The organism is Streptomyces lancefieldiae (genome assembly GCF_031845825.1).
GTDB classification, from domain to species: Bacteria; Actinomycetota; Actinomycetes; order Streptomycetales; family Streptomycetaceae; genus Streptomyces; species Streptomyces lancefieldiae.
Genome location: NZ_JAVRFH010000139.1, coordinates 1 through 4,598 on the forward strand (window position 1 = coordinate 1; position 4,598 = coordinate 4,598).

At 71.8% G+C, this 4,598-nt stretch carries 4 protein-coding genes; all 4 read right to left on the reverse strand.

All coding sequences use genetic code 11. The features are described from left to right. Positions 1-562, reverse strand: a 562-nt coding sequence (locus RM812_RS40670; RefSeq protein WP_311585831.1) for a phosphotransferase, incomplete at its 3' end; no start/stop codon positions are given. Further along, positions 559-1,095, reverse strand: coding sequence for an HIT family protein (locus RM812_RS40675; protein ID WP_311585833.1), 537 nt, complete (start codon positions 1,093-1,095; stop codon positions 559-561). The genes RM812_RS40670 and RM812_RS40675, both read right to left, overlap by 4 nt. After that, positions 1,095-3,095: an ABC transporter ATP-binding protein gene (locus RM812_RS40680; RefSeq protein ID WP_311585835.1), complete on the reverse strand. Its 2,001-nt coding sequence runs from the start codon at positions 3,093-3,095 to the stop codon at positions 1,095-1,097. The genes RM812_RS40675 and RM812_RS40680 overlap by 1 nt, the downstream gene beginning before the upstream one ends. Before the next feature lie 400 nt (positions 3,096-3,495). Then, positions 3,496-4,476 carry an endonuclease III domain-containing protein gene (locus RM812_RS40685; protein WP_311585837.1) on the reverse strand — a complete coding sequence of 327 codons (981 nt, stop codon included), beginning with the start codon at positions 4,474-4,476 and terminating at the stop codon, positions 3,496-3,498. Positions 4,477-4,598 lie beyond the last annotated feature (122 nt).

Genomic DNA, 4,598 nt, shown 5'->3' on the forward strand with positions numbered 1-4,598 from the left:
GATGGGCGGCGGTCTCCAGCGCCCACGCGCGAAACCCCGAGACGGGCGGCGGCTTCTTGCTGAAGAGGGCGAGCAGCCGGTCGAGGCGCTGCCGGGCCCGCTTCACCTCGCACACCTCCCGGGCGGGCACGCGGTGCGGAGGCCCGGCCGGGTGCCGGGCCAGGGTCCGGTGCAGGCGGCCTACCGTCTCGCCCACAGCGGCCCACCGGTCTCCGGACAGGCCGCCCTCCGCTGTCTCCGCGTTCTCGACGAACGCCGCGACCGACACCGCCATCCCGCCGGTGGCCGCGATGAGGTCACCGTCCAGGGTCTGCCGCACCACCGGCACCGGGATCCGGCCGAGCCGCGCGAACTGGCCGAGCTCCAGCGCCTGGCGCTCCGCGTCCAGATTCGTGCCCGCCGGGTAGGCCTTCACGACCCACCGGCCTCCGTCGCGGTCCCGGGCCACGTAGTTGCGGGTCGCGGTCCCCGCAGGACCCTCGTCGACCGCGGTCGGGATGATCCGGTAGAACAGCGGCAGGATCCCCGCTACGACCATCACGTCCGACTCGGCGCCGCTCATCGCTGCACCCCCGACCGGCCGTCCGCCTCGGCCAGCAGCCGGCGCAAGGCTCGGGCATCGGCCTGCAGCTGCTCCTCGTCCTGCCGCCCGAGATCGAGCGCGTCGAAGGGCAGCGGCCCCCCTGGAGCCGGGTCCGTGCCGACGTCGCGGCGGGGAACGCAGTGCCAGTGGGCGTGCGGGATCTGGTTCCCCAGGAGCAGGTAGTTCATCTTCAGTGGCTCGTAGAGCGCCTCCAGGGCCCGGCCCAGGGCGAGGACGTCGCGCCAGAACGCGGCCGCCTCCTCCTCGTCCAGCTCGGTGGGCTCGGCGACGTGACGGCCGGTGTAAATCACGACGGCGTACCCGCGGACCTGGCCGCTGCGCCACAGGTAGGCGTTGCTGACCTCTCCGCGCCGGAGAAGGAGGCCCCAGCCGATGTCGTCGGCGGTGAAGTCGTTCGCGCACATGGGGCAGTTGGTGCCCCGGCGGTGACTGGTGAAGTTTTCCGGCCAGGCGCCGGACGGCGCGGGATGAGGCTGCGCGTGGTCGGCCATCACGCTGCCTCCCCTGCCTCGGCGCGGTAGCCGTCGGCCTGGAGGGTGAACATGGCGGCGTACTCGCCGCCGAAGTCCATCAGCTCCTGGTGGGTGCCGCTCTCGGTGATGCGGCCGCCCTCGAAGACGAAGATGCGGTCGCAGGCGACGACGCTGGCCAGGCGGTGGGAGATCAGCACCGTGATCTGGTCGGGGCGCGGGTTGTCCCGCAGGACCGCCTCGTACACGGCGTGCTCGGCGCGGGGGTCCATGCTGGCGGTGGGTTCGTCCAGCAGCAGGACGGGAGCGTTCTTGTACAGGCCGCGGGCGACGGCGACCTTCGCCCACTGGCCGGCGGACAGTTCCTGGCCGCCGCGGAACCGCTTGGACAGCAGCGCCTCCCACCGTCCGGGTAGTGCGGCGATGACCTGCTCAGCGCCGGAGGCCCGCGCGGCGTCCAGGGCCCGCTGCGGGTCGGCCTGGGTGAGGGTGCCCCGGGAGACCGTCAGGTTGGCCAGCGCGCTGAACGGGAACCGGACCGGGTCCTGGAGCACGCAGCCCACACGGGCCTGCAGCGATTCGGCGTCCATGTCGAGCACGTTCACGCCGTCCCAGCGGACCGTGCCCCCGTCCTGGGGCTCGTACAGTCCTGCGAGGAGCCGGGCGCAGGTGGACTTGCCAGAGCCGTTGGCGCCGACGAACGCCACCGTCTGACCGGCGTGCAGGGTCATGGAGATGCCGTTGAGCGCCGGAGTGGGCTTGCCCGGGTAGGTGAAGGACACGTCTTCCAGGGTGATGGTCTTCACCGTCTCGGGGGCGGGCAGCCCGCTGCGGCGCGGCTGGAGGGTGCGGCAGCGTTCCTGGAAGGCCAGCAGGTCGTCCACCCACATGGCGTGCTCGTAGACCAGGTGGGAGACGTCGATGAGCCGGGTCAGCGAGGTCTGGGCGGCCTGGATGGCGAGGACCGCGCCCGCGCCGGCGGCAAGCGGCAGCCAGCCCGCGATCAGCATGGCGCCGAGCGCCGTGTAGGTGACGCCGGTGCCGATCCCGCCGACGGCCCGGCCTGCCAGGGCCAGCCCGGCCGAGCTCACGCCCAGGCGGGTGTCTTCCTCGGCGATCCGTGTCGTCAGCCGGCGATGCTCCTCCAGCAGCGCGCCCTGGGCGGTATCGGAGCGGAGCTCGGCGGCGGCGTCCCTCTCCAGCAGCAGCCAGGAGAAGACCCGAACCCGGCGCTGCAGGGTGTTCCACCGCTTGAAGCTGTGGAAGCGGGCCCGGGCGGCGCGTACGGCGGCCGCGCCGACCGGCAGCACGGACAGCAGGAGCAGCGGCAGCAGGGCCGGGTGGAGGACGCCCAGGACGCCGGCGGTTCCGACGAGCCCGAGCAGTGCGGCGGCCAGGGAGACGACCTGGCCGACGATCTGCCGGGCGTAGAACAGGCCGCGGTCGTTGGCCCGGTAGGCCTCGTCGTGCCAGTCCGCGTCGTCGACGACCTCGAGCCGCACATGGGCGGTCAGGGTGAGGAACTCGCACTCCAGCGCGGTGCGGATCTTCGGTGTCACCCTGGCCTGCGCGACGGCGACGCCCGCCTCAAGGAGCGCCCGGGCGGCCAGGAAGCCGACCACGACGAGGAGCTGGGGGATGGCTGCCCGTACCCGGTCCGGGGTGGGCCCCTCGGCGAACAGCTCCCGCAGTACCGCTACCGAGGCCATGAGTCCGAACGCCGTCATCGCGGCCGACGCCAGCTGCAGGATCACGACTGCGAGGGTCGCGGTCCGGTCCGCCGTCCAGGCAAGCCGGCCGATCCGGCGCACGATCCGCGGCAGCCGCGCGAGGATCTGCCCGACCGTGGCCTTGGATGCGGCGCCGTCGTACTTCGACCAGTACGCCTCCTCCAGGCCGTCGGCGATGTCGCCGTCCTGCGGCCCGGCCGGCACGGCGGCGGGCGGCAGTGGAAGTTCCGCCCCGCGCGGACCGGGCACCGCACCCTGGCGGATGGTGTCTGCATCACTGCCGTCGCTCATGCCCCCCACCTCGTATCCGGTCGTGCGGCGCTGCGACGGGCGTCAACCCGGCGCCGCCGACGCGTCAGATGCGGGACGGCCAGCTGGAGATGTTCGAATGCGGCGGGAGGATTCACGAGGGCGGGCACAGGATTCACGGGGTCCTCCAGATGGGCGCATGAGGGGTACTGGTGCTCTAACAACGGCTCCCGGATGGACCCGTAACGGGCAGACCCGGGGCAGATAGTGAGCAAAGGTTCTATTGAGGGGTGGTTGTCGCTCCAGTGCGGCTCGACGGGCGCGGGAAGCCACTCGAACGCTTCGTGTCACCCGTTCGTGGACTTGTCCGGGGAGTCGTGAGGGCATGGCTGGGGTGGCAGTGGCGCCGGGCGCATGCTGCCTGTGGCCGGTGCGGGTGGAGTCAGGGCGTGGGACGCTCCAAGGCCTCGTTCCAGGCGTCGATGCCGTCCGGGTCGAGGAGCGGAGCGACGGGGGCGTTGAGGTACTCGTGCTCGACGAAGTACAGGCCTGCGGTTCCGGCGCGGCCGGGGAAGAGCTGGTTCAGGCGTCGGGTGACGGCTTCCGGTGCTGCGTCGTCGGCGTCGAGGATCCGGCGGGCGAGGATCTTGCGGTTCCAGACGTCGATGCCGAAGGCGGCCGGGTCCCGGGAGGCGTGCGAGGCGATCACCGCGGCGGTGTAGGGGCCCACGCCCTTGATTTGCTGTACGGCCTCGCCAAGGTCGTCGGCTGCTTGGAGGTCTTCGGTGGTGTGCTCGCGGAAGAACGCGGCGTAGTGGGGCAGGCTCTTGGCGCGGAAGCCGAGCCGGTCCTGTTCCTTGAGCGTCTCCGGGGTGACCTGGGCGATCTCGGTGGGGGTGAACCAGGCGCGCAGGGTGATGCCGTCGAAGTGGACGAGGCGGCCGTGGTGGACGAGGAGGTTGCGGGTCATCTGGGTGGTGCGGTGGATGGTGACGTTCTGCAGCAGCAGCGCGATCACGGCGATCTCGAAGTGGTCCTCGGGGCAGGACTGCCGCATGCCGGACAGAGCACGCAGGACATCGCGCATCTGCGGCACGCCCGCGGCGAGTTCCGTGAACTCGGCGAGGTTCTCGTCCAGGCCGTAGGAGGCGATGAGCCGGCGGATGAGGTGGTCGCGGTGGGCGGGCTTGTAGTCGCCGTCGGTGTAGACGTCTGCGATCACGGTGCGGTCCTCGGCGAGCAGCCGTACGCCGACCACGAGGTCGTCGACGCGAAAGGTGCGCCAGCTGCGGGTTTCGGTGTGGGCTTCGAGGCCGGTGAGGTAGTGGGAGGGTTTCCAGAAGGTGTGCAGGGCGTTGAACGGGCCGTCGCCGGTGACGGGCAGTTCGAGGGTGTCGGTGTGGTCGAGGTGGGTGGGGCGCACGTCATGCTCCTGGGTGGCGGCCGTGGGTGGTTCGCAGGCGGGAGTCGTCGTGGGGGAGGCCGTCCGGCGGGGAGGGGCCGGTGGGGACAGTGGTGTCGTAGACGGCGAGGGTGCTGCGTAAC

Coding starts and splice junctions, on each gene's coding strand:
- RM812_RS40675 (WP_311585833.1), bottom strand. CDS start 1,095: ATGGCCGACCACGCGCAGCCTCATCCCGCGCCGTCCGGCGCCTGGCCG.
- RM812_RS40680 (WP_311585835.1), bottom strand. CDS start 3,095: ATGAGCGACGGCAGTGATGCAGACACCATCCGCCAGGGTGCGGTGCCC.